Raw genomic sequence first — 22,061 nt, 5'->3', positions numbered from 1 at the left:
AATAGGAATAGATTGCATCAAGGATAAAATTATGATCGCCAATCGTGAAGAATCTCAAAAAATGACGGCGGAAGCATACCTAGAATGGGAAGCAAAGCAAGAATTTCGCCATGAATACATTGACGGAAAAATTATTGCTATGACAGGAGGCTCTCTACCTCATAATGACATTGCTCTTAACTTCTACAGGGCTTTATATCCTCATGTCCGTCAGAGAGGCTGTCGAGTTAATGTGTCAGATGCGAAAGTTCAGGCTCGTAAAAACAGTCGCTATTTCTATCCCGATTTAGTTGTCAGTTGCGATCCTGATGACTTGAAATCACGAGAATTTATTCAAAACCCGAAAGTGATTGTTGAGGTTCTTTCTCCGGGTACAGCCAATTACGATCGCACCAAAAAACTTAAATACTATCGCCAGATTCCGAATTTGCAAGAATATGTCTTAGTTGATTCAGAAGAAATAGTAGTTGAGGTTTATCGTCGAGGAGAAGGTAAAATGTGGCTTTATTATGAGTATGAAGCTGGCGAGGCGATCGCTCTAGAAAGTATTGAGTTTGAATGTGCGATCGAACTTTTGTATGAAGGGGTTAGTTTTGAGCAAGAGTTACAGAATCAATAGAGATTAAGTGAAATTACTGAACTATAAGGAGATTGAATTATGAATCCTAAGCATATTGATGAAGTTCCCGCTCACAGAAGAGCGATCGCACCTTATAACTTTGTCGAACTTCCCGATACAGTTGTCAAAGCTAAACTACCTTTACCAGAGGGCGATCGCTATCATCCAGATTATCACACAGGAAGGATTGAATGCACTTTGACCACTGAATCTCCTTTGTATATTCGCTGTGGAATGACTCCAGCTAATTTTATTAAGTATTCAGAGATCCCAGAAAAATACTTAAAGCCACCAAAAGATGTGAGAGAGAAACAGAAGAAACAGTGGGAAGAGGATAAAAAACAATGGGAATCTGAAAGAAAAACAGTTTTAGCTCCATTTTTTACATACAGAACCGACCTTATTCCTATTGTTCCTGGTAGCAGTTTACGAGGGATGCTACGAACTCTAGTTGAAATTGTGAGTTTTAGTAAACTTGATAGAGTATCAGATGAGCATCGCCTATTTTTTCGTGCAGTAGCGGCAAATAAAACTAAAGAATCTTGGGGTGAAGAATACAATAAGTATGTCGCTCCAGAAAAAATTAAAGCTGGTTATCTTAAAAAAGATAGTGAAGGATGGTATATTCAACCTGCTAAGACTGAACAAGGCGCAACATTTTGTTGGGTTAGAGAAACGTCTCTTAACTTGCCTAAATTTAAAAAATTCAATGATGATAAATATGAGCCTCAGTATGTTTCTGTTAGCTACAGAAGTGTAGCTGTAGATAATACAGATAGAGCTAAACGCTTATTTGCTCATAATGTCGAATTACCTGACACTCACCCAAAAAAAGGTGTACTTGTTACCAGTGGCAACATGAAACAAGGAAATGAACCGTCACCTCGTCGCAATCACTGTGTAGTTTTTGAATGTTTAGTATTTGAAGCAAGTTCAAATTCTCCTAAGTTGAGACTAAATGAGAAAGCAATTGAGCATTATCGTAATGCTTTGACTGATTTTCAGAAAGTATCTCCCTTTGATAAGGATTGGGGAGTATTAAAAGAAAAAGAAAATGCTCCCATCTTCTACTGTCCTCCTGAAAAGGGAAAAAATATAGTATGTTTTTTTGGGCAAAGTCCTAATTTCCGTATTCCGTACTCTCCTGAAGGTAATGGTCATGCAACCACTGTAGTAGATTTTATTCCTAAAGATTTGAGAAAATTAGCTTCAATCGATCTAGCTGAGGCAATATTTGGTTGGGTCAAAAAAGAAACTAAAGATGAAAAACTGCCTAAAGATTTTGATAAACAAAGAGCAGGACGTGTGTTTGTTACTGATGCTTTATATCAAAGCAGTCAAAATAGTATCTGGTATGAAAGCGAACCATTAACTCCACAAATCCTATCTGAACCAAAGCCAAGCTATTTTCCACATTATCTAGTTCAACCCAATGTAGATAAATCACAACTCAAACATTATGCAAGCCAACCTGTTATAGAGACGGTGATTCGCGGTCATAAGCTGTACTGGCATAAAGGAAGCGCTCCAGATTTCAAACTTCCTACCCCGAAAAAAGTTATTGGTTCCCCCAAACAAGTTTCTGATACCCAAACAACTCTGATTAAACCAATTAACAAAGGAGTTAGCTTTAAATTCTACATTCACTTTGAAAATCTGAGCAAAGTTGAACTAGGTGCGCTGCTGTGGGTACTCGATATTGCTCAAAACGATCGCTATCGTCTTAAACTTGGCATGGGCAAGCCTTTGGGATTAGGAGCCGTTAAGATTGAAAATAAGCTGTATGTGAGCGATCACCAAAAACGCTACACCCAGTTATTCAGTGACAACAGCAACGACTGGGAAACCGCAGAAAATTTAAAAAACGATTCAGAGTATAAGCAATGCTTTGAAAACTATATGCTGGAGCAACTTAATTATAGTGGTGACTTTGAAAAGTTATGTAGAATCCAGATGTTGCTGGCTATTTTGAGTTGGCCAGGGCCAGCAAATATTGAAGAAACTACTCGATATATGGAGATTGAACGAGACACCGCCAAACATCACATTGGTAGTCCTGTCAAACGGAACGATAAGACAGTAAATGAATATAAAGAGCGTCTTGTGCTACCAAACCCTTTAGATGTGATGAGAATTAAACTGGATAGCGATCGCCCATCTCCTCCTTCTCCTCAAGATTCAATTAGTCAAGAAACACAACGGTTTTCAGAAGGACAAGAAATTGATGCCAAGGTAGTTGATATTCAAGTACAAAAAGGCAAGAAACTTAAAACAACCATTACCTATGAGATTGAAGGCTCAGATTGTCTGGCAAAAGAGGAGATTTATAAGCGTACTATTTCCCTCGCCATTAATGATATTGTCAAAGTCAGTATTATTAAAACTAGAGGAGTAAGTATTAGAATAGTGAAGTTAATTCAATAAACTTCATTAAATATCCAAACCCTAATGTTGAGCCGATCGCCCTTCGCACTCCCCCATCCCCTCAAGCCCGTGAAGCGTAGCTATCCCGTAGGGAATCGCCCTTTTATCCAAAATCACAATAAGCAGACAGACGAAAAAATCTGTCCGCCTACTTAATGACTAACGACAAATCACTCCCACTCGATCGTTCCCGGCGGCTTAGAAGTAATATCGCATTTTTTGCTCTGATCTACTGAATACTTTGTACCACATATAGATGGAATATGCTGGATGATTACAAATACCGATCGCAACTTGGACAACGGTACAACATGGGTGGGAGTTGTGCGGACAAGCTTTACTTTCTAAAATGTTAAAAAATGTGCATTTCGGACATTTTTTAAATATAAGTTGGTGGCACAATTATCTATCTTTAGCCCTGGGGGCATTAATACCTTTATAACCGGGTTTTTTACCCTTGTTAAAGGCTAATTATGCAGTTTGTTTGTCCATCAAATCCGGTTTCTGGAAACCCGTGCGTCCAGGAGTATATCTTCCTTTACAAAGGTGACTTGATTCCGATCTGTGGTATATTTCCTGGGCGAGGGGATTTTTTAGGACAATGTTCCATATGAAACGTTTAAAATTAAAATCAATGCTGGCGGCGGCGATCGCGATCGCCCTTTGTTTAATTGCGATCGCCAGCTACGCCCAAGCGAACAAGACTTTAACACTGGCGACTTCCCCAGACTACCCGCCCTATGAATTTAAAGATACGGCTGTTAGCGGCAACGAAATCATCGGTTTTGACATCGATATTGCCAAATATATTACTAAAAAATTAGGCTACGAACTGAAAGTAATTGGCATGGATTTTAACGGCTTAATTCCAGCTTTGCAGGCGGAAAGAGCCGATTTTGTGATGGCTGGAATGACTCCCACAGCAGAAAGGAAAAAAAATGTTGATTTTTCTGATCTTTACTACGAAGCTCAAAATACAATTGTCGCCAATAAAGGTAGCAATTTGACCAAAGCTGAAGATTTAGCCGGGAAAAAAGTAGGCGTTCAACTCGGAAGTATTCAGCAGGAAGCTGTGAAAAAAATGGCCGGTGTGCAACTGGCTGCTCTCAATAGGATTCCTGACATCATTCAAGAAATTAAATCGAACCGCATCGCCGCAGGAGTGATCGAGGATACTGTCGCTACGGGTTATGCAGCAGCGAACCCGGACTTGGAATTTAACACAATCCCGAATACTGAAGAAAGCGGTTCGGCGATCGCCTTTCCGAAAGGTTCGAGATTAGTTCCCGAATTCAACCGAGTCCTTCAGCAAATGAAAGCCAGCGGTCAAATTAAGGAACTAGCTACTAAGTGGTTTTCTCGCCCGATTCCGCAAGAACAGGCTCAAGCAAATCAGCCTGCGGTAGCGTCCAAGTTCGGGTTAGATTTTGGCAAAATCTTGCCGAGTTTGCCTTATATTTTGTCCGGGCTTTGGGTAACGCTAACTTTTACCTTGCTGTCGGCATTTCTCGGATTTATCTGGGGAATCGTGCTGTCTCTGTTTAAGATTTCTAGCATTAAACCGCTGTTCTGGTTTGCCACTGCTTACACCTCAATTTTTCGCGGAACGCCGCTAATTTTGCAGTTGACTTTAGTTTATTTTGCAACGCCGCAGCTTACGGGCTATAATATATCGGCGCTGCAAGCTGGCGTGATTACTTTTTTCCTGAATTCTGGGGCTTATATTTCCGAAACAATCCGCGCGGGAATTCAAGCCGTAGATAAAGGTCAAAAAGAAGCCGCAGAATCCCTTGGCGTTCCCTACAAACTGATGATGGGCGATATTATCTTGCCGCAAGCGTTGAAAAATATTTTGCCTTCCTTGGTGAATGAAAGTATTGCTTTGCTGAAGGATTCAGCTTTAGTTTCAGTAATTGGCGTAGAAGACTTGCTGCGCCGCGCTACAATTGTGGGAGCAGAAAAGTATATTTACTTTGAACCTTTGATATTTGTCGGTGCAATTTATTATTTGATGGTGCTTAGTTTAACTTGGGGGGCAAATGTACTCGAACGCAGACTCCAAACTAGCAGTTAAGGTCGATCGCCTGTATAAATCTTTTGGCAATCTGAAGGTTTTGCGCGAGATAACTACTGAGATTCATAAAGGAGAAGTGATTGCCATTATCGGCCCTTCGGGGTGCGGCAAGTCTACTTTTTTGCGGTGTTTGAATTTACTGGAAATTCCGACTTCGGGACACATATACATTGACGGGGTGGATATTACTTTGCCGAAGGCAGATATTCTGAAAATCCGCCAGAAAGTGGGGATGGTGTTTCAGCATTTCCACTTGTTCCCACACATGACTGTGCTGCAAAATGTGATGTATGCGCCTGTAAAGGTGAAGCAGGTGGCTAAGGATGAGGCGCGTCTGAAGGGGTTAGAATTGCTGGAAAAAGTGGGTTTGTCAGATAAGGCAGAGGTTTATCCTTCTAAGCTTTCGGGGGGACAAAAACAGCGGGTGGCGATCGCCCGCTGTTTGGCTATGGAACCGGAAATTTTGTTGATGGACGAACCGACTTCTGCACTCGATCCTGAAATGGTTAAAGAAGTGTTAGATGTGATGAAAGCTTTGACGAAAACGGGAATTACGATGGCGATTGTAACTCACGAAATGGGTTTTGCGCGGGAAGTCGCCCACCGGATTTTGTTTCTCGATGGCGGAAAGGTGGCGGAAGATGTGCCGCCGCAGGAGTTTTTTAGTAACCCGAAGTGCGATCGCGCTAAGCAATTTCTGGAAAAAATGCTTTAATTCATATAAGAATTAGAGTTTTTAACCGCAGAGGACACAGAGGACACAGAGAGAGTTAGAGGAGAAAGAGAAAGTTGCGGTAGGCTGCGTCAGGTTGCAGATGCTCGATCGCCACGGAAAGTATAATAATGTTGATCCGATGATTAACTTGGTAATTCTGTTAGAAAAAGGAGAGAATTCTTTGAATCACCTGGGTATTAAAATCTTTCGGAAAGCGGTCTCTTTCCTGAGCGTGATCTAGAAAGAAAGTCTTGGGATAATAAGCAAGACGGGCTTCCATTTCGCTAATCTTTTCTAATAAGGGTTTGATGCGATCGATTTTGTCGGGATGGCGATGTTGGATGAGAGTCGCAGCATTCCTAAAATGCCGCCCCTCATCCTGCGTCACCAAATGTCCTACGCGAGCAAAGCCGTTCCCATAGTGTTGGTAGAATTCCTTAATATCCCGGTGATAAGACCACACGGAACCCATTTCGTCAAACATTAAACCAACTAGAATGGTGAATTCGTTCTCTATCAGAAACGAGATCGGTTCGAGTTCATGCACCCGACTCTGGTTTTTTTGGTCGATCGCCTCTGGGGACAAACCTGATACCATGTGATAGACCTTACGTAGAGCAACGTAGTGCCGTAATTCGTCTTGCAGCCAAAGTTCGATCGCACTCATGAATTCTAACGAGAACTCCGAACTGCGAGATAGCAGATGCTCGTAGAGTGGCTGACTGTCTCCCTCAGAGAACACATCTCGGCTAAGGAGATCCATAAATCCAGCCTGAATTGTAGGCGCGACTTCGGGAATTTTCAACTCATCGGCAATAAATTCATCTACACTCCACTCACTGCTAAGAATCGGAACTCCTCGGACATCATGAGTTTGTAATTTCATAGTTTTTCTGATTAAAAGTTAAGTATTCACCAGATTATCGCTCACGATATGCGGAACGATTAAGCAATGTCGTCCGGTGATCGGATTGGTATCTCCGCGCAATACGATGCCGGATGGAGTATCGCCAACAACCCAGGAACCTACGACGAAGTGGTAGCCAAAATATTCGGGCAAGGGTTGATAGGACTGAATAATGAATCCTTCGCGATCGTAGCCCATCGCCTCGCGGGCGTGAACGGCTCCGGCAACAAAATCGCCGGTTTCAATAGAAACCCCAACACCTTCTAGACCGACGAGGGGCTTTTTGACGTGCATTTGGGTCAGCAATGCTGTGGATTCGATCGAGATAGTATCTGTGAAGAAAGTCGGTAGCAAGAATTGAGCGTACACTGGGTGGTTGCCAAATAATTCCCACATCCACACCATCGATCCTTTATTGCTTAAAATCTGTTTCCACAGCGGCTCAATGATTTTCACGTCCCCTGCTATCAGGCGCGATGCTAGGGCTTCATCTGCGTTAAAAGATTCGCTTGCGAGTTGCAAATCCAGCCAATCGACGATTTTCCACAGCCGCATGATCCGATTATTGAATTGATCGACAAAAAATCCTTCTTCATCCACGCCTAGATGGTTACGCAATCCTACAAGTTGGGTAAAAAAGCGATCGTTTCCTAATTCTTGATTAATAATTTCGACCAGTTGTCCAGCCATCTCGGTATCTTCTGACAGATGCTCGTCAATTAACAAGCTCAGGCCGAACTGCTTTAAATCATAATGACGACTTAGAGTGCGGAATCGACCCGCAACTTCGTCCCAAAAGTTGTTGAACTGATTGGCATCGTTGGGAAGCGAGCTCAAATCTCGGCTTGGTTTTTTCATGTCATCTAACCACAGCCATTGATAGACTGTTTCTGCACCCAAGAGAGGAGTTTCGCCGTTGATTTCTAGAAGGCTAATTTTTCCATCTTCAGTGACGGCAAGATCGAAACGGGTATAAAGAGACATATCTTCTTCTTCGTAAACCCGATCCCACGAAACCTGAATTGCTTCCCAGAAAGCAGGGGGAATAGCGAGTTTTTCCATCCGATTTTCTAGGCCATCAGCGGTGAAAAACCAGTCCAAAAACTCCCGACACATATCCCAAAGAGCCTCAGTAGCATCCCAGATCCTCGCCTCTTCCTGGCGCGAAAACATCACCCCAAAGGGACGGTGTAAGGCTTCTGCCCAGTAGCGTTGGTTGATGTCTGCAAGAGGCTGACATTGGTAGGCGTTATCTAATACGTGCTGCTGCCAGTTGCGTCGTCGCTGAAACAAAAAGGGATACATGGAGGAAGCGCCTTGCTAGTGGTGTGGAACTCAAGGATCTACAAAAACAGAGAAAAGAACTAGAGAAAAAATAGTTGTGAGATGAATCGCCGCTCAAAAATGCTTGCATCATATCTATTCCGGCTGCGCCGAAATGATATCAAATCCGTGATCCGAAGTCGGGCGTAAAGTCGAATCAAGCTGCCAACAAATAATTCGCGCAATTTTCATTTTTTTTGACTCACAGTCAACAGTCAACAGTCAACAATGATTCCGGTGCAACCGGAATCGATGTCACTTGCCTCCGCTTCCCAAAGGAGCCGTGGAGCGGACAGAAGTACCAAAGCTCCCTCGTCCCTTGATGGTTCCGCGAGCTGCGTGGCCTGGGGGGCGATTTGGGGTGTCGCCACTGGAGGAAAAGTAGGGAGAATCTAGCGGTATGCCCTGTAGGGGACGAGTAATCTGGGTTCTATCTGGAGTTACAATTCCGATGTTGGAGCGGTAAACGGGTTGCACTGGATAAATCCTGTAGGAGCCGCCGTTGACGCCGTTGACCACTGTTGGAGGGGCATCATCATCGACATCATCGGTGAAATAGAAGCCGCCGAACTCTGGTCGCCATCCGGGGGTAGCCACGCTGGAATTCGATACCTGCGAGCAAATGCTTGCTGTGTCTTCTTGGCATTCTGGCTGCGTGCGATACACGGGCGTAATGCGTTCGTATTCCTGCATTGCGTACCGGAACTGGGCCTGACACTGCTCTTTGGTGAACCCGTTGCTTTGGTTCGTCGCATCTACAATACATTGCTGTTCGGATGCGTAGTAGCGTACTTCGTTGGGTTGCCGCAACATGGTATAAGCAAGATAGCCTAATCCACCGATCGCCAGTACACCTGATGTAATTAGAAGGTAACGAATTGTTGTCGTTCGATTGTTGTTATGAGTCATGGCTAACCGGAGGTTAGAGTCATTATTTCAAAGAACCTGGAATGTGATGAATTTGCTGCCAATGAGATGATTGGATTTACACGGTCAGCCAAAGTTCAAGTAATTTACCTAAGTCTGTGAGTTGGCACTCACGACTTTGATTATAGCTTTTACTAGATTGCCCGATTCAGGGATTCCTCGATCGCAGCAAATTATATTCCTCAAATATTTTATTTCAAATTCACCTTTTTTTACTGTGCCGATCGCGCTGGCGATCGAGCTTTGCCAAAGCAGCACCCGAAACATCCGCCAGAATGCTAATTATCCGATACAAAGCCACCGCACTCAGAATTATACCCGTAGAAAAGCGATCGGACAGCAGGGCGATCGCCGTTGCTTCAAATACTCCCATTCCCCCCGGTGCTCCCGGTACGACTAAACCGACAACAAAGGCAAAACAAAAAGCACCGAACAAGTTGGGAATATTGCTAAAGCTCACCGGAGTTAAAGCCATTACCGTTAGCAAAAAACCGCAGCCCCGCAATCCGATAAAACACATTTGTCCGATTAACGGCACTAAAGGATAGCGTTTAATTGGCAAATTAATTTTGCGGCGGGACTTGACATTCGATGTTTTTTTAGCTAGATTGGAGGTAGACTCTGCACGAATATTCAGTTCCTCGCTCGCAGCCTCCCCAGCCTGGGAATTTTCCCCATTGTTCTTGGATAACTTCAACCGCTCTACAAACAGAACGATCGGATTTAAAATTCGGGGATCAATCGCGGTTAAAATAGCAGCACAACCGACAAGCCGCAACCACCAATTGAATTTCTCAAAACAAATCAACCCAATCAAAACGCCCGCAGAAGCCATCAGCAGCGGTTCCAGCAACACGCTAAGAGTAGCAGCTTTCGGGAAAATTCCTGCCTTTTTCGCGTCCAATATTCGACCCCAAAAATGCCAAATATTCCCCGGCAAATACTTGGCAATATTAGTTTTGAGAAAAACTTGAATTGCCCAGGCGGCAGTTACAGGTTGGCGGAATTCCCGCAAAATCAACATCCACACCCAGCCGACGAAAATTAGAGAAAATAAAGTGACGCCAAGGGCGATCGCCAGCAACGGAAAACTTTCCGCTCGAATTTGGATATTCGCGACTTCTCGCCAGTGAGTTAAAAAAGCTTTGGCAATAAATAAAAACGTCCCGCCCAAAATCAAATAGCGCAAATAAGGCTTTAAATGCGATTTTGCGATGTTGAAAAAATTCTGAATTCGATGCAAGTGTTGTTTTCCCATTTTCTGATCCCGATTTTGAATTTGGGATTAAGTTATACTGTTTTAGATTTTATATTTTAGAGGGGCTAAGGCGGAATTGTGGTTAATTTACACGGCATGATATGACGGAATAAATCTGTTTCACCTGAGATGTTGCACCCTTGTCAAGAACGGGCTCTCCGGCCCGTTCCACAATAACTCAACATTTTTGTGGAACAGGCCGAAAAGCCTGTTGGTTCCACAATAACTCAACATTTTTGTGGAACAGGCCGAAAAGCCTGTTGGTTCCACAATAACTCAACATTCTTGTGGAACAGGCCGAAAAGCCTGTTCCTAAACGGGCTCTCCGGCCCGTTCCACAATAACTCAACATTTTTGTGGAACAGGCCGAAAAGCCTGTTCCTAAACAAGTAATTGAGAAGGGTGGAACATCTCAGTTTAACCTAACCTATGCAAGCCTCTACAGACTGTCTGTAATGCGCGCATTACAGACTATTTAGGGCGTTCTTAACCACAAACTTAAATTTAAAATCTAAAATTTAGATCGATATACCTCACTAGGAGTACATTTCTATGCCCGGCCCGAGCCCTGACGGTCTTTCCTATCTTTTAGATGATAGCCCCAACAGTTTCGCCTTGACTCCGGGCTTTTTGACTCCTTATCCTAACGGATTTTTTGCCCTCGGCGGCAACGATTTTATTGTCGGTTCGTCGGATGCCGATCGCATCAGTGGCGATAATGGTAACGATCGCATTCTCGGCGGCAGCAATTCCGATACCCTGTTAGGTGGCGCAGACAACGATGTACTTAACGGTGGTGTCAGCAGCGACTTCCTGTTTGGCGATGCCGACAGCGATACCTTGCAGGGAGGTAAGGGAGATGACGCCCTCAACGGTGACTTTGGCAGCGACGTTTTAGTGGGGGATGGGGGCAAAGATACGCTGACAGGGGGTTTGGGCCCTGATACCTTTGTCCTCCGCAGCAACTCCGCAGTCTCCGATCCGGCTGCGGCAGACGTTATTACTGACTTTAACAGTTTTGTGGATTCGATCGGACTGACTGACAATCTTACCGAAGCTGACTTGATTCTCGAAGAAATATCGATCGCCCCCGGTATTTCCAATACATTAATTAAAATTCGCCAATCCAATGCTATTTTAGGCTTGGTAGCCAACGCATCTCCACAAGACCTCGCCAATACATTCATCTCTGCAACTACCGTATTGGGCAACCAACTGGATCAAGCTCGCGATTTAGGCGTTTTGGGCGGCACTCAAACGATCGCAGACTCGCTTAGCAACGCCCGGCCAGACGGCCTTTACCGCTTTACTTTGCCTGCAACTAGCGACTTTAAATTAACTGTCAGCGGTTTGACGGCAGATGTTGATGTTGCTCTAATTAAAGATATTAACGGCGACAATTCTATTGACTTTACCGATATTATTGCTTCTTCTCAACAACCGAATTTATCGCCGGAAGCGATCGACATCAACGGTTTAGCCGCAGGAACTTACTTTATCCGAGTTTATCAATACCAAGGCAGTACAAATTTCTCCCTCAATCTGTCTGCAACCCCTGGAACTGTTTTTACTAACAATGCGAGCAACTTGCAGGGTTTTGACTCTCGTTTTGGGTTCGGTTTGGTGAATGCAGCGGCGGCAGTTGCTAAAGCTAAAGGTACTGCAACTTTTCCTGATGTTCCCGACTTGGGTGGCGACGAGTGGGGCAGAGATTTAATTAAAGCTCCAGAGGTTTGGGCCCAGGGATTGACTGGAGACGGCATTGTGGTGGCAGTTATCGACAGCGGAGTTGACTACAATCACCCGGATTTGACGGGGAATATTTGGAGCAATGCGGGGGAAACCGGTGTTGATGCGATCGGTCGCAATAAAGCTAGCAACGGGGTTGATGATGATAGCAATGGCTTTGTTGACGATTTCCGAGGATGGGATTTTGTCAACAACGATAATGACCCGAGGGATGATAACAATCACGGCACTCATATATCGGGTTTAGTTGCTGCGAAAAAAGATGGGATAGGGATTACGGGAACAGCTCCGACTGCGAAGATTATGCCTTTGAAAATACTCGATCGGGCAGGGGTAGGTAAAATTCGGGATGAAATTAATGCGATTAATTATGCGGTGGCAAATGGAGCGAAGATAATCAATGTGAGTTTGGGCGGTCAACAGTTGAATGCTCAAGAATTGGATGCTATTCGAGCGGCCGAAGCTCAAGGCGCGATCGTGATTTCGGCGGCGGGAAATGATGCTCGCCCACAAGTAGATTATCCGGCTCGGTTTGCCAATGAGGTAGGAATTGCTGTCGGTGGTGTTACCAGAAATGGCTTGTTTGGGGAGTATTCTAACCGGGCGGGTACGGAGACTATTAATTATTTTGTTGCTCCGGGTGGCGACGGTGGTAGGGCGGATTCTAGTGATGTTTATTCAACTGTGCCGCTTTCTCAACCGGGGATTCCCTATCGATATTTTGCCGGTACTTCAATGGGAGTGCCACAAGTATCCGGCGTGATAGCTTTGATGTTGCAAGCTAATCCGAGTCTGAGTCCTGCTGATATTAAGAGGATTCTTGCGGAAACTGCGAATCGAGCGGTTTGAATTCATTGATAATTGGTAATTGGTAATTGGGAATTGGTAATGGGCTTGACATACTGTTACCAGATTTCGTAGGGGCGGGTTGGGAGCATCTCAGTTTTGTAAAAAGAATTTTTTTTATTGTAGTGCGAGCGTCCCCGCTCGCGTATTGTACAATACGCGAGCGGGGACGCTCGCACTGTCAATGCAAAACTGAGATGCTCCCGGCGGGTTTCACCAACAATATCGATTTTCTACTAACAATATACATAAACCCGCCCCCACACAACTAACAATCTACATCAACATTGATTTGTATTGAATGCGAAAAATGTACAAGGGGTTTACCGTGGGATAGGGGCGGGTTTTATAGATTGTTAATTAACCTAAATATTGTTGGTGAAACCCGCCCCTCCCTACAAGCACAATTAAAAATTGGCGGCGTAAGTTAAGTCAAATTGGCGGCACAGGGTGATGCAGCAGTAGGTTGGTCGATCGAATACTAACTCGTAATTCATCTGGCCGTCTATTTTGGTGATCGGCTGCTTTAAGGGGATGCCCTGAATGTCGTATTGGCGGCGTTCTAAGGCACTCCAGTCGATAATTTTAACGTCGATTTGGTTCTGCAACTCAGTTGCGATCAGATATAGGTGCATCTTGTCTTGAACTTTCCCAGTCAGGGGAACTTTTATTAACACTGACTGGGTGACGAGAGGTTTTTGGTCGTTGGGATGCTTCTGGGTGTGGCAGCTTTTGAGTTCTATATCGTAAGGTTCTACCTTGAATTTCTCTCCACTGGCGATCGCAGATGAGTGCAAATCTTTCAGGCACTTTTCTAGGTGAGGAATCAGCCCTAAGTCTGGATCGCACAGCAGTTTACGAATGTTGGAGGTTTCAGTGACTGTCATTTGAGATTTTTGATGTTATTTTTTGATTCTTAATTTCTAGCTTACCACGAAAACAAAACCTATCGAACTCTACTTGCGACATACTTCCAAAAATGCCGTTTATGGCCAGTATGTCGCAGTGAATAAGACCTTTATTTTTTTTGCAACAAACCCTTGTTTTTGGCCTTAATGTTTGAGATTATTTCTTGGTAATTTTCCACAGATTAAGATCGACATTAGTGTCAGCCGGCTCTATTTGATAGTTTTGTTGCTGAATTGCCGATCGCAAAGTAGAGGAGGGTCTGTATAAAAACAACTCATTGAAACCGCCGGGAATTTGCGGGGGTTGGGGTTTTTTCTTTGCCAATTCTCGATTTTTGTAGCAAGAAGTGTAACAGCGGGGTTCTATTAGCAGTTTGACTTTTGGTTCTAGGTAATAACTTAAAGGCATGATATGTGCGATATTGGCATCGCTGATAATTAGGGGATTGCTGGCTTGATTGACAGTCGCAGCTACTTCCACGGCGCGCAACCAACCGCTACCTTTATTCCACCAAATATCTGCTTGAGAACTAACTCCACCGGATATAATACCTGCGGAAAAAACGGCAACTATAACTATTTTCCACAGTTTTTGCTGTTTAAACTTTTCCAAATTGTTACTAATTTTCGCAGACAGCAGGTAAGCCACTGCTATCTGAATTCCCACATAACAAGGAACTAAATATCGCGGATTTGCCGATCGCCTTCCACCCTTGATTATATCAGGCACTGCCAAAAATAAAGCAGTTGTTGCAATTAATAACAATACAATCAACCACACTCGCTTTGGTGTTTGTCGGCATAGATAATAAAGGGCATAGCCGACTAAAGCTAGAATCATGATACCAACTGGAATTACCAAGGCTAGTTGTGTGGCGTTGGCAGTTCCATCGATGCCAATATCAAAAAATGCTATGGTGACGGAACCAACCCACCTGCTGACTAATCTTAAGAAATTTGTTTGTTCTGCCCATACTGTTGTGCTTCTAATTTGATTGAAGTTTTCTAAAGAATTTATCAGGGGAGGGATGGAGGCAATTAATGCTACTACAACTGCTACATAATAGGCAATAAATGTTTTAATATCCCGCCAGTTGGCAAGGATTGCGATGTAGATTGCGTGGGCGGCGGCGACGCAGACAAATAACAAGTGGGTGTAAAATCCCATTGCTGCTGTGACTGCGTACAGTGCCCAGTGAGACACAAGGGCGAGAGCATTTTGATTTTTGTCAGGGCGCGTGGCTCGCAGTAGGGCTGCACTGGATAAAATAGTAGTTAATGTCCACAAACTGTACTGTCTCGCTTCTTGGGCAAACAAGATGTGGTAGGGAGAAATTGCGAACAGTGCGATCGCCATCCACGCTACTGCAGAAGATTCAAATAACTCCCAAGCCAGCCAATAAATTGCGGGAAATACTAGCAGGCTAATCACGGCGGCCAAACTTCTCATTACGGCAACGGAACTGCCGAACCATTGCGCCCAATATCGCGCTAGTATGTAATACAGCGGCGGGTGTTGGGGGTCTTCTGTTGCTAAAGAATGTAGCGTGTCAGTTAAATTGTGTTCTGAATTTATCTGCTGATATTTTTGTAAATCCGAGGGCGAGGTTATTTTCTGGTACGAAATTTCTGTGATTATTTCGGCTTCGGTGTAGCCAGAAACTCTCAAAGAAGTATATGTTTCGTCGAGCCAGTAAAATTTGCGATCGAGATTGGCGAACCGAAATAAAATACCGATGACTAATACAGCGATAATTAAAAATCGCAGCCACTTGTCAAGTGAAGGCTTGTGAGAATTTAGTCGCTCGCGATCTTTCGTAGATTCCATTTTAAACAAACTCAAGTGCGGTTGCTATATAAAACATCATTTATTGACTATTTTGCCTAGGATCATTGCGTCATTTTCTTCATAGATTGTTTGTATTTTATATTGATTACTTTTGTTGGCAATTTTTGTCTTTAATTGTGGAGTAATACTGTACAAAAATATTTCGTTAAAATTTTCTGGAATTTCAACATTATTTTTAGGTGACATTAGTAATAATTTAGCTCTGGGATCGATTTGGTGACTCATACCGAGTAAATTTCCGATCGTATCTACACTATACTCGGGAAACTCTGTTATGATTAATGGCTTAGAAGCTGAGTTGACTGTACGGGCGATCCGGATGTTAATATAAGAGCGGTCTTTATTCCACCAATTATCTGCTGACACATAGAGGCAGCAAGACGCAATTCCAATTGAGAGCAGAACAACTAGAGCTACTCTCCACAGCTTTTGTAATTGGGTTGTAACTTGAACTTGAGTAAAAAGATAAGCAAGAGATATCTGGATTCCTAAATAACAGGGGATCATGTAACGAGTGTTGATAGATCGAATCCCTCCCCTAATTAAGTCCGCGGGGCATAAAATTCCTACTATCACGAACGTTAAGGTCACAACAAACAACCAAACTCGCATTTCGGTTTTACTGACAAGTAAATAAAAAGAATACCCGACCATTATTAAAATCATTAAACTAACTGGCAGAGTAGATATCAAATAGGGTCGTAGCAAATCCCAGTAAATTCCCACATCAAAAAATTGCTTGCTAATGTTCCATACCCAATTTTTCATCAATTCTGAAACAGGTATTCTCAGAGACAGCCAGGAGGTTTTATCAGCGGCACTGCCCGAATTTTTTATAAAAGCTATAATCCAAGGAGACAGAGCAATCAATCCTGCTATGGATGCTAGCAAATAGCCAATTACCGTCTTATTAAACCGGAATTTTTCGATAATTAATACATAGACTCCATGTCCTATTGCAACTATTCCAAATAATAGGTGAGAATAAAATCCAACTACTAATGTTACAGCATAAATTGCCCAACTACTATTAGTTTTTCGACGCATTCCTCGTAGCAAGACCGCGCTTGAGAGTAAAATTAACATGACAAACAAACTGTAAGGTCGAGCTTCCTGAGCATAAACTACCTGAAAAGGCGATACAGCTATTATGGCAACTGCTAACCAAGCTGTCACCGATGACTCAAATAATTCTAAGCATAGCCAATACATACAAGGCAATGCCAGCACGCTAAAAACCGCCGACAAGCTTCTAGTTACTGCGATGGAATCTCCAAACAGTTGCACCCAAAATCTCACTGCTACAAAGTACAGGGGAGTAAGTTGAGCTTCTTCTATTGCCAATCCTTTTACGGTGTCAAAAACGCTTTTATCTGCATTTATCCGCTGATACTTTTGTAGACTTTTTATTTCCTTGATTTGACCGTCACCAAACTCTTGAATAAATTCAGCTTCTGTATAACCGGAAATCCGCAGAGATGTGTAACCTTCGTCTATCCAGTAAACTTTTTTGTCGAGATTGGCGAAACGAAAAAATATACCCATGACTAATATAACTATCATTAAAACTCTCACCCACTTGTCAAGTGAAGGATTGTGAGAATTTAGACGAGTACCATTTTTTCTATATTCCATTTTAAGTAAATTCAATTAGAACAACAGAATAGGTGCACCCGACTTTTTTGAACAATGATAGCATATACCCGACTTCTTTAAGAAGTCGGGTATCAAATCTTAATCAAACGAATTTGAGATTAATCATCCACTCCTTCAATCGGCGCAAAACCCTGCCGCTGAATATTTTCGGTTATTGTGCGGGGTTCGAGGAATTGCAGCAAATAATCCGGGCCGCCAGCTTTAGAACCAACTCCCGAAAGTTTGAAGCCTCCGAAGGGTTGCCGCGATACCACAGCGCCGGTAATTCCGCGATTGATGTACAGGTTTCCGACTTCAAAATCGGATGCGGCTCGATCGATATGCGAAGGCGTGCGAGAATACAATCCGCCAGTTAAAGCAAAATTCGTGCCGTTAGCAATCGCAATCGCTTCGCTGAAATTATGAGCCCGCATCACGGACAAAACCGGGCCGAAAATTTCTTCTTGGGCGATAGTTGCTGTCGGCGATACTTCGGTAACAATGACTGGGCCGACAAAATAACCGGTTTCTGGTGCCGGCATTTCTAAAGCTATTTTAGCTTCGGCGCGACCTTTTTCGATGTATTCGCGGATGCGCGAATGGGCATTTGCATCGATCACAGGGCCAACTTGAGTGCCGGGATTTTCTGCTGGGCCGACATTGAGCGATCGCGTCGCTTCTACCAATCTTGCCACAAAATTATCGTACACCGATTCGACCACAATTACTCGCGAACAAGCGGAACATTTTTGGCCGCTGTATCCAAATGCCGAATAAACTACGCCTGCAACTGCTTGGTCTAAATCCGCACTTTCATCGACAATAATTGCATTCTTGCCGCCCATTTCCGCAATTACTCGTTTCAGGTGTTTTTGTCCAGGCTGCAAAATCGCAGCATCGGCATAAATCTGACAGCCAACTTCCTGAGAACCAGTGAAAGTAATCATGTGAACGTCAGGATGTTTCACCATGTAAGCACCGACGGTTGAACCTTTGCAAGGCACGTATTGAAATACGCCTTTGGGGATTCCGGCTTCTAGCAATATTTCTGCTATTTTTGCTGCAATTACTGAGGAAACTTCCGCAGGTTTGAGTAAAGTACAATTTCCAGCAACTAGGGATGCAACTGTCATGCCGACGGGAATTGCGAGGGGGAAATTCCAAGGCGAAATGATTAAAGAAATGCCGCGCGGCTGATAGGTGTAGCGGTTAGTTTCTCCGGGGATGTCGTAATTTTTCCCTTGTTCTAACCGTTCCATTTCGTCGGCGTAGTAGCGGCAAAAATCAATAGCTTCGGAGACTTCGGCATCGCATTCTCTGACGGGTTTGCCGACTTCAAACACCATCCAAGCTGATAGTTCGTGCCGCCGCTGTTCCATCAATTCTGCGGCTTTGCGGAGGACGCCGGCGCGCTGTCGGACGGGGGTTTTTCGCCAACCTGTGAAGGCTGCTTTTGCTGCTTCAAGGGCTTGTTTGGCCTGTTCTTCGGAAATCAATCCGATTGTGCCAACTACTTCTGTGGGATTGGAAGGGTTGAGTGAGTTAACTGTTGCTTCAGTATTTTGGTACTCGCCATTGATTAGCGGTAAATAGGTTTTACCTAAGTTGGCGCGCACTGATTTGATGGCTGTTTCTGCTTGTTGCCGCAATTTGGTATTGGCGTAGTCGGTATCGGCAACGTTGGGAAATACTTTGCTGTAAACTAGCTGGTCATTTCCGTTAGCAACTGGGGCGGCTAACAATTGTTCGATCGGCATTTCTTCGGAACTTTGCCGGATGAAAGAACTGTTGGCGGTATTTTCCAGCAAACGGCGGATCAAATAAGCCATTCCCGGCAGCAAATCGCCGTAGGGGCAGTAGACTCGGACGCGATAACCCCGATCGACCAAAAGCTTAGCCAATTTGTCGCCCATGCCGTACAGCACTTGCATTTCAAAGCGGCGGCGCGGTATATTGAGAGTTTCGGCAATGGCGATCGCCCTCGCTTGCGATCGTACATTATGACTGCCAATAGCTGCATACAAATATTCGTGATTTTCTAACAGCAACTGCGTCATCTGCTCGAAATTGGCATCGGTAGCAACTTTGTCATTGTAGACCGGCTGCGGCCAATCTTTCTGCATCGCTTTGATAGTTTCCTGATCCCAGTAAGCGCCTTTTACCAGACGTACTGTTACCGGATTACCGCGTTTTTTTGCCCAGGAAATCAGGTTTCGCAAATCTTGGGCACTGTCGCGCAAATATGCTTGCAATGTAATTCCAATATCCGTGCGACTGCGAAACTCTTCCTCTAACAATAAGTCTTTGAGAATTGTCAGAGTTAAACTTTTGTAAGCATACTGTTCCATGTCAAAATGAACAGCAGCGCCCAATTCCTTCGCGCGGCGCAGTAACAGGCGAATTCTCTCGCTTACTTTCTCCTCGCTACCTTTAGCATCCAAAGGGTCAAACTGAGAATAAAAAGCCGTTAACTTTACGGATACTTGCACTCGCGGCAGAGTTTCGCCGTCAGCTTTGTCAATTGCATCTACCTGCGGCCAATTCTTCGCTGCCTTCGCCAGTTCCTCCATCAATTCCAAATAGCGGTTAAGATAAATTTCCGCCTCAGTTTCAGTGATGACAGCTTCCCCCAAAAGGTCAACTGTAAAACCCATTTTATCTTTGCGAAGTCGCTCTAAAGTTTTAACTACCTGCTTGATATTTTCCCCAGAAATATACTTGTGCGCCAAAGTTTCCACCGCAGGCGCAACCGTCGTCGCGGCCAATTGTCCAGGAATCGACTCAGCGTTAGTAAAATTGAGCAATTTTTTCAAAGCTTCGGGCAATTCTACCTCTTGGGCCGTCAGGTATTCTTGCAAGTGGCGGGCAATTTCCGGCTTGCTGCGGAGTGCCGGCAAACAGTCGATGAATCGAAACAATTGCACCCGCAGTCCGGGGCTAGCCATCGCCCAATCCATTAGTTTGTCGTCCCAGCGCATTTGGTCTTGCAGTTGACCGAAAAAAGAGCGCTTTTTGTCTTGAGTTGCCTTCAGGATTTCTTTGGCAATTTCCTGGGTTTTTGCTTCGTAGATGTTTTCAGATACTTGTGCGATCATTGGTAATAAGTAATTGGTAATTTGTAATTAGCAACAGGGGGGGTTAGGTATTTTGTAACTACCCCCTGATACAATTATACTTGCTATTTGACTTCAATTTTAACTTGGTAGTTGGCTTGGCGATCGCCTGAAATTTCAATAGTATAATCGCCGCTACTGGCTAGTTGACCTTGCCACTGACCTGTGCTATCAGTAGTACCTAAATTTTCACCGTTAGGAGCAATAATTGCGGCGCTAACTTGACCTTCTTGAACATTTATTGTCATGCTTTGGCCGCTATTGCACTCCAGTAAGTAGCGCCTGGATATGTTGGCTCGCAAACTATTGCTCAGAGTAGTTCCCGTAGCACCGGCTTGAAAGTAAACTCGCTCGGTTACAGGGGTTTCAACCGCAGCGGGAGTTGGAGTTGGAGAAGGCAACGGCAAAGGAGAAGGCAACGGCGAAGCAAGTTGCGGAAGGCCAGACAGAGAGGGGATTTGAGTGGGACGGGGCGACGGAGGGAATGTGGGGGGCCGTCCATTTCCAGGGGCTGGGGGAAGTCCGGGCCGACGGTTGACTGGTGCTGTTGCGACGGTTGGAGGGCTTTCGGGGAGGGGTACGTCAGCGGGTAGTTTGATTTGAAGGTTCGCTCTTTCCTGATACATTCTCCACGCTAGCAAACTGCCGAGACTAAGGACGGAACCGACTAAGATTCCGCTGAGAAAAACTGCTAAGATTTGCCACGAGCGAGCTGGTTTTGGTTCGGGGTGGGCAGTTGGAATTGTTGGAGGCGGATAACTTGCAAGTTGAGTTGTTTCCGGCGCGATATCGGCTGCCACTGGAATTGTTTCGGCTTGGTCGATTGGCGCTGAAATATCTTCGGGGGCGGCAATTTCTGCGGGAGTTTCTGCTGATGCGGAAGTTGAATCAGCCCTGGCAATTTCACTGCGATCGAACTCATCGCTGGCAGGGGAAATTATTTCCGGTTGCTGAGTCAAAATTTGTTTTTTTTCCTGTTCGTCGCTCATGGGGCTAAATTTATTTTACAAATACCGCTTTTAGACATTTTACGTTACTGGTGCGATCGCCTGCACTGAAATTATCTAGCAGAAGGAAGAAGGCACTCTAAGAGAGTTTGACACGGATACACGGATTAATTATCGAGGGTTAGGCAAAAGTTAGAAGGAAGATTGTTCATCTGCATACAAACCTGCCATGATATTAGTCTATATTGTTTAACTTAATTACTGATTCAATCTCGTCAGGAAATGCTTCAGCATAAGCCCAGGCATTTTTCAAGTCGCTAGCACTAAGATGCGGATAATCTTCTAAAAGTTGAGCATCAGTTGCACCTAATCGACGAGACTCTACCAATCCCCAAACAGAAATTCTAGTCCCTGCAATCCTGGCATTACCGCCGACTACACCGGGAGTTTTTTCAATTCCCTGCCAGGTGTTGGCTAAACTTTGAGCTAATATCTGTATTGCTTGAGCTTTCTCGGGCGGACTCAGGGAAAGCAGTTGCGGTTCTAATTCTTTTAGTGTCATAGTTAATCAGGAGTTTGGCTGCTGGGAAGGTCGTATCTCTATTATAGCGATGGAGCTTTTTACTGGTAAAAATAAACCACCCGACAAAAAAATGGTACTTGTGTGGAACAGGCATCTTGCCTGTTCATAAAAATGGTACTTGTGTGGAACAGGCATCTTGCCTGTTCATAAAAATGGTACTTGTGTGGAACAGGCATCTTGCCTG

General features: G+C 44.2%; 15 protein-coding genes. 5 read left to right on the top strand and 10 right to left on the bottom strand.

Annotated features, from left to right (window positions below; genetic code table 11):
* Positions 1-31: 31 nt before the first annotated feature.
* From QUB16_RS15410 to QUB16_RS15395, 4 genes are all read left to right on the top strand, one after another.
* Positions 32-619: a Uma2 family endonuclease gene (locus QUB16_RS15410; protein ID WP_333317320.1), complete on the top strand. Its 588-nt coding sequence runs from the start codon at positions 32-34 to the stop codon at positions 617-619.
* A 39-nt stretch (positions 620-658) separates the two neighbouring features.
* A complete protein-coding gene (locus QUB16_RS15405; protein ID WP_333317318.1) occupies positions 659-3,043 on the top strand; it encodes a TIGR03986 family type III CRISPR-associated RAMP protein in 2,385 nt (794 codons plus the stop codon).
* A 610-nt stretch (positions 3,044-3,653) separates the two neighbouring features.
* Positions 3,654-5,117, top strand: a complete 1,464-nt coding sequence (locus QUB16_RS15400) for an ABC transporter substrate-binding protein/permease (protein WP_333317316.1) — start codon at positions 3,654-3,656, stop codon at positions 5,115-5,117.
* Positions 5,083-5,832 carry an amino acid ABC transporter ATP-binding protein gene (locus QUB16_RS15395; protein ID WP_333317315.1) on the top strand — a complete coding sequence of 250 codons (750 nt, stop codon included), beginning with the start codon at positions 5,083-5,085 and terminating at the stop codon, positions 5,830-5,832. The genes QUB16_RS15400 and QUB16_RS15395 overlap by 35 nt, the downstream gene beginning before the upstream one ends.
* Before the next feature lie 160 nt (positions 5,833-5,992).
* On the opposite strand, the gene QUB16_RS15390 is transcribed toward QUB16_RS15395, so the two are convergent.
* From QUB16_RS15390 to QUB16_RS15375, 4 genes are all read right to left on the bottom strand, one after another.
* Positions 5,993-6,718, bottom strand: a complete 726-nt coding sequence (locus tag QUB16_RS15390; RefSeq protein WP_333317313.1) for a hypothetical protein — start codon at positions 6,716-6,718, stop codon at positions 5,993-5,995.
* Positions 6,719-6,736: 18 nt separating this feature from the next.
* Positions 6,737-8,044, bottom strand: coding sequence for a glutathionylspermidine synthase family protein (locus QUB16_RS15385; RefSeq protein ID WP_333317311.1), 1,308 nt, complete (start codon positions 8,042-8,044; stop codon positions 6,737-6,739).
* Positions 8,045-8,317: 273 nt separating this feature from the next.
* The gene (locus QUB16_RS15380) at positions 8,318-8,971 is read right to left on the bottom strand and encodes a DUF1190 domain-containing protein (protein ID WP_333317309.1); all 654 of its coding nucleotides are present in this window, start codon (positions 8,969-8,971) and stop codon (positions 8,318-8,320) included.
* A gap of 220 nt (positions 8,972-9,191) precedes the next feature.
* A complete protein-coding gene (locus QUB16_RS15375) occupies positions 9,192-10,247 on the bottom strand; it encodes a UPF0104 family protein (protein WP_333317307.1) in 1,056 nt (351 codons plus the stop codon).
* Positions 10,248-10,799: 552 nt separating this feature from the next.
* Here QUB16_RS15375 and QUB16_RS15370 point away from each other — a divergent pair.
* A complete protein-coding gene (locus QUB16_RS15370) occupies positions 10,800-12,845 on the top strand; it encodes a S8 family serine peptidase (RefSeq protein ID WP_333317305.1) in 2,046 nt (681 codons plus the stop codon).
* A gap of 404 nt (positions 12,846-13,249) precedes the next feature.
* Here the strand turns inward: QUB16_RS15370 and QUB16_RS15365 are convergent, their stop codons facing one another.
* The 6 genes from QUB16_RS15365 to QUB16_RS15340 form a co-directional block, all read right to left on the bottom strand.
* The gene (locus QUB16_RS15365; protein WP_333101727.1) at positions 13,250-13,729 is read right to left on the bottom strand and encodes a hypothetical protein; all 480 of its coding nucleotides are present in this window, start codon (positions 13,727-13,729) and stop codon (positions 13,250-13,252) included.
* A gap of 178 nt (positions 13,730-13,907) precedes the next feature.
* Complete coding sequence (locus QUB16_RS15360; RefSeq protein WP_333317302.1) at positions 13,908-15,578, bottom strand: glycosyltransferase family 39 protein; 1,671 nt, start codon at positions 15,576-15,578, stop codon at positions 13,908-13,910.
* 36 nt (positions 15,579-15,614) lie between these two features.
* On the bottom strand, positions 15,615-17,234 hold the full coding sequence (locus QUB16_RS15355) for a glycosyltransferase family 39 protein (RefSeq protein WP_333317301.1): 1,620 nt from the start codon (positions 17,232-17,234) through the stop codon (positions 15,615-15,617).
* A 119-nt stretch (positions 17,235-17,353) separates the two neighbouring features.
* The gene (gene pruA, locus QUB16_RS15350; RefSeq protein WP_333317299.1) at positions 17,354-20,329 is read right to left on the bottom strand and encodes an L-glutamate gamma-semialdehyde dehydrogenase; all 2,976 of its coding nucleotides are present in this window, start codon (positions 20,327-20,329) and stop codon (positions 17,354-17,356) included.
* A gap of 83 nt (positions 20,330-20,412) precedes the next feature.
* Complete coding sequence (locus tag QUB16_RS15345; protein WP_333317297.1) at positions 20,413-21,336, bottom strand: hypothetical protein; 924 nt, start codon at positions 21,334-21,336, stop codon at positions 20,413-20,415.
* 193 nt (positions 21,337-21,529) lie between these two features.
* Positions 21,530-21,856, bottom strand: a complete 327-nt coding sequence (locus tag QUB16_RS15340) for a DUF433 domain-containing protein (protein WP_333317295.1) — start codon at positions 21,854-21,856, stop codon at positions 21,530-21,532.
* Between the last annotated feature and the right edge of the window lie 205 nt (positions 21,857-22,061).

This window comes from Microcoleus sp. D3_18a_C4, from assembly GCF_036702415.1.
GTDB lineage: Bacteria > Cyanobacteriota > Cyanobacteriia > Cyanobacteriales > Microcoleaceae > Microcoleus.
This window is presented reverse-complemented; position numbering and strand designations above follow the sequence as displayed.

What these genes read in the sequence shown, in the direction of transcription:
- QUB16_RS15390 (WP_333317313.1), bottom strand. Translation starts at nt 6,718, where the DNA reads ATGAAATTACAAACTCATGATGTCCGAGGAGTTCCGATTCTTAGCAGT.
- QUB16_RS15360 (WP_333317302.1), bottom strand. Translation starts at nt 15,578, where the DNA reads ATGGAATCTACGAAAGATCGCGAGCGACTAAATTCTCACAAGCCTTCA.
- QUB16_RS15395 (WP_333317315.1), top strand. Translation starts at nt 5,083, where the DNA reads ATGTACTCGAACGCAGACTCCAAACTAGCAGTTAAGGTCGATCGCCTG.
- QUB16_RS15400 (WP_333317316.1), top strand. Translation starts at nt 3,654, where the DNA reads ATGAAACGTTTAAAATTAAAATCAATGCTGGCGGCGGCGATCGCGATC.
- QUB16_RS15405 (WP_333317318.1), top strand. Translation starts at nt 659, where the DNA reads ATGAATCCTAAGCATATTGATGAAGTTCCCGCTCACAGAAGAGCGATC.
- pruA (WP_333317299.1), bottom strand. Translation starts at nt 20,329, where the DNA reads ATGATCGCACAAGTATCTGAAAACATCTACGAAGCAAAAACCCAGGAA.
- QUB16_RS15355 (WP_333317301.1), bottom strand. Translation starts at nt 17,234, where the DNA reads ATGGAATATAGAAAAAATGGTACTCGTCTAAATTCTCACAATCCTTCA.
- QUB16_RS15375 (WP_333317307.1), bottom strand. Translation starts at nt 10,247, where the DNA reads ATGGGAAAACAACACTTGCATCGAATTCAGAATTTTTTCAACATCGCA.
- QUB16_RS15370 (WP_333317305.1), top strand. Translation starts at nt 10,800, where the DNA reads ATGCCCGGCCCGAGCCCTGACGGTCTTTCCTATCTTTTAGATGATAGC.
- QUB16_RS15385 (WP_333317311.1), bottom strand. Translation starts at nt 8,044, where the DNA reads ATGTATCCCTTTTTGTTTCAGCGACGACGCAACTGGCAGCAGCACGTA.
- QUB16_RS15380 (WP_333317309.1), bottom strand. Translation starts at nt 8,971, where the DNA reads ATGACTCATAACAACAATCGAACGACAACAATTCGTTACCTTCTAATT.
- QUB16_RS15365 (WP_333101727.1), bottom strand. Translation starts at nt 13,729, where the DNA reads ATGACAGTCACTGAAACCTCCAACATTCGTAAACTGCTGTGCGATCCA.
- QUB16_RS15340 (WP_333317295.1), bottom strand. Translation starts at nt 21,856, where the DNA reads ATGACACTAAAAGAATTAGAACCGCAACTGCTTTCCCTGAGTCCGCCC.
- QUB16_RS15345 (WP_333317297.1), bottom strand. Translation starts at nt 21,336, where the DNA reads ATGAGCGACGAACAGGAAAAAAAACAAATTTTGACTCAGCAACCGGAA.
- QUB16_RS15410 (WP_333317320.1), top strand. Translation starts at nt 32, where the DNA reads ATGATCGCCAATCGTGAAGAATCTCAAAAAATGACGGCGGAAGCATAC.